Source organism: Arsukibacterium sp. (genome assembly GCF_033722355.1).
Classification (GTDB): domain Bacteria; phylum Pseudomonadota; class Gammaproteobacteria; order Enterobacterales; family Alteromonadaceae; genus Alishewanella.
Window position 1 is genome coordinate 1 of record NZ_JAWVZF010000241.1, and the last position, 2,835, is coordinate 2,835.

4 protein-coding genes are annotated in these 2,835 nt (G+C 49.5%); 2 read left to right on the forward strand and 2 right to left on the reverse strand.

The features are described 5' to 3' along the window. A partial coding sequence (locus R3177_RS14295) for a DEAD/DEAH box helicase (RefSeq protein ID WP_318971680.1) occupies positions 1–1,430 on the reverse strand: 1,430 nt, incomplete at its 3' end. A 156-nt stretch (positions 1,431–1,586) separates the two neighbouring features. On the opposite strand from R3177_RS14295, the gene R3177_RS14300 reads away from it, so the two are divergent. Next, positions 1,587–1,985, forward strand: coding sequence for a hypothetical protein (locus R3177_RS14300; protein WP_318971681.1), 399 nt, complete (start codon positions 1,587–1,589; stop codon positions 1,983–1,985). Here the strand turns inward: R3177_RS14300 and yhbY are convergent, their stop codons facing one another. After that, a complete protein-coding gene (gene yhbY, locus R3177_RS14305) occupies positions 1,986–2,282 on the reverse strand; it encodes a ribosome assembly RNA-binding protein YhbY (protein ID WP_318971682.1) in 297 nt (98 codons plus the stop codon). 82 nt (positions 2,283–2,364) lie between these two features. On the opposite strand from yhbY, the gene rlmE reads away from it, so the two are divergent. Beyond that, a partial coding sequence (rlmE, locus tag R3177_RS14310) for a 23S rRNA (uridine(2552)-2'-O)-methyltransferase RlmE (protein WP_318971683.1) occupies positions 2,365–2,835 on the forward strand: 471 nt, incomplete at its 3' end.

Consider the following 2,835-nt stretch of genomic DNA (forward strand, 5'->3'; position numbering starts at 1 on the left):
CATCGAAATAAATGATGATGCTGCTTGTTTAACACCTCTTTTAAGCGTTTATCAGGATCGATCAGTTGCGACTGGCAGTGCTGACAGGCCCGGGCGGCGATGTCATTTTCAGCGCCGCAATCAGGACAGATCCTGGCCCGGTAACGGTACGGGCACTGTTTGGGGGCCGAGCCAGCCGTATGTGCCAGTAAGCCCTGACAGCGTCGGCCATAGTGCTCAATAATATCTCCGTCATTATCGATCAGACCCCAGAAGGTATTAGCAAAGCCGCATTCAGGGCAGGGTACCTGCACCGGTACTGATTGACTGGTTGGCCGTGCGCTGCCTACTTCGGGATAATATAAATCGTAGCCATTGGCGGCGTAGTCAACGATCAGACACTGGGTTTTATCCGGTGCACTTCGCAAGCCTCTGCCGACCATTTGCTGAAACAAACTGACCGATGCGGTCGGTCGCATAATGGCAATTAAATCGACATGCGGTGCATCAAATCCGGTGGTTAGCACAGCAACATTAACCAGAAACTTCAGACGTTTCGCTTTAAAAGCGGCAATAAGCTGGTCGCGTTCAGTATCGGGCGTCGTCGCAGTAATTAGCGCAGTCTGCTGCCCATTGGTTTTCAGCAAACCCAGTATTTCTTCAGCGTGGCGCACCGTGGCGGCAAAAATAATGATGCCCTGTTTACTGGCCGCCAGCTGACACAGCTGATTAACAATCAGTTGGGTTGCCCGGCCCATTTTTCCGAGCACAGATTCGATTTGCTGCTCACTGTAATCCATACCGCTGAGTGCTTGCAGCCTGCTGAAATCGTACTGCGCTGACAAGCCATCGAGCAGTACCGGCCTGGCCAGATAGCCTTGTTTGATAAGCGGTCGTAATGGCAGTTCAAAAATACAACGCTCGAAGCTGGCATGCGCTGTTGAGCCGACCCGGCCATGATAGTGGCTCTGATAAATCCAGCCTGTACCCAGCCGGTACGGGGTAGCGGTCAGACCAAGTACTTTCAGATGTCTGTTGTGCTGGCGTAAATGGCTTAATAGTTGCTGGTACTGACTGTCTTCAGTCAGACTTACCCGGTGACATTCATCTATGATAAGCAGAGAAAAGGCCCCGCTGAATTGCGCCAGATTGCGCGCCGCTGACTGGACACTGGCGATAACCGTCTTTGCTGAACTGTCTTTTTGCTTCAGGCCAGCGGCAAAGATGCTGCCAGACGTGCTCAGCAAGGCCACTTTTTCGGCATTTTGCGCAACCAGCTCTTTAACATGTGTCAGAATAAGCACCCGGCCTCTGGCCAGTCTGGCCAGTTCAGCCAGCACCAGGCTTTTACCTGAACCGGTCGGCAGTACCATTACCGCAGACTGGTTACTCTGTTTGAAGTGAGCAACGGCGGCAGTAACGGCTTGTTGCTGATAGTCTCTTAACTGCATTGTTCTAATACATTATCATTTTTATTAGTTTAATTTTTTTATCGCGTTCAGTCAGTATATGTTGCCTGTTGATAAATTTTTACAATTTAAATGCAAACCGGCATTTTGATGTCTGACGTATAAAGTACCGTAACCGGAACCAAACCGGGGTGATTAATGAAAAATCTGCAAGCATTCAGCCTGACTCTGGAACACCAGGTGTTGTGGGTTCGGGCTCAGGGCACCTGGCATGGCCGCACCGCCCTTGATTATATCCAGGCGTTTCGTGAGCTGGTGCTGCCCATTACGGCCAGACCCTGGGCCGTGGTGCTGGATATCAGACACTGGCAGCTGTGCCCTGTGGAGGTGTTTACGCTGTTAAAGGATAATACCCGTTGGTGTTTTGAGCACAATTTGCGGCATGTTGAGACGATTTGTGCAGATAATGCCATAGTGATGTGGCAATTTTTAAAAGCAACCGATATCACTGCGCCGGCTAATCTGGTCAGTCGGGTAGCAACCGATGATGCAGCTGCCCGCCTGTCGTTGCAGGCAGCTGGATTTCTGGATGACTAATCAGCCGCGGGGTAGCTGAATTTTTTTCGCTTCGCTTTGACGATACAGTACCAGCGTTTTACCGATAACCTGTACTTTCTCGGCTTTGGTCTCCCGGATTATCGCATCCATAATCAGCATTTTCTGTTCGCGATCTTCAGTCGGTACCTTAATTTTAATCAGTTCGTGAAAATTAAGTGCCACTTCAATTTCTGCGACGACACCTTCGGTCAGGCCGTTGCCACCCAGTAAAATAACGGGTTTTAACTCGTGGGCTTTGGCTTTTAAAAATTGTTTTTGTTTATTGGTTAAACTCATATAGGTAGAATATCCGGATCCAAGCTTGATTTTTGCCTATTGTAGCGCCATCTCAGGCATAACACTATTTAAGAGTGGTACCATGACCAAGAAAAAGCGCTCTGCCAGTTCAACCCGGTGGTTGAAAGAGCATTTTGATGATCACTTTGTGCAAAAGGCCCAGAAACTGGGGTTGCGTTCCCGAGCCTCGTTTAAGTTGGAAGAGATCCAGCAGCAGGATAAGCTGATGAAGCCAGGTATGACGGTAGTTGATTTAGGATCAGCTCCCGGCAGCTGGTCACAATACGTTGTTGGCGTTGTTGGAGCATCAGGCACCGTGATTGCCTGTGATATTCTGCCGATGGATCCGCTGGCCGGTGTCGCTTTCCTGCAGGGGGACTTTCGGGAAGACGCGGTTTTACAGGCGTTACTGAGCCGGATCGGTGGTAAAACCGTAGATGTGGTATTATCTGATATGGCACCGAATATGAGTGGCAATGATACTACTGATCAGGCCCGCTCTATGTATCTGGTAGAGTTGGCATTAGATATGTGTCAAAAAGTGTTGAAGCAA

Bases quoted from the DNA above. Each gene is read 5' to 3' on its own strand.
- yhbY (WP_318971682.1), bottom strand. From the start codon at position 2,282: ATGAGTTTAACCAATAAACAAAAACAATTTTTAAAAGCCAAAGCCCAC.
- R3177_RS14300 (WP_318971681.1), top strand. From the start codon at position 1,587: ATGAAAAATCTGCAAGCATTCAGCCTGACTCTGGAACACCAGGTGTTG.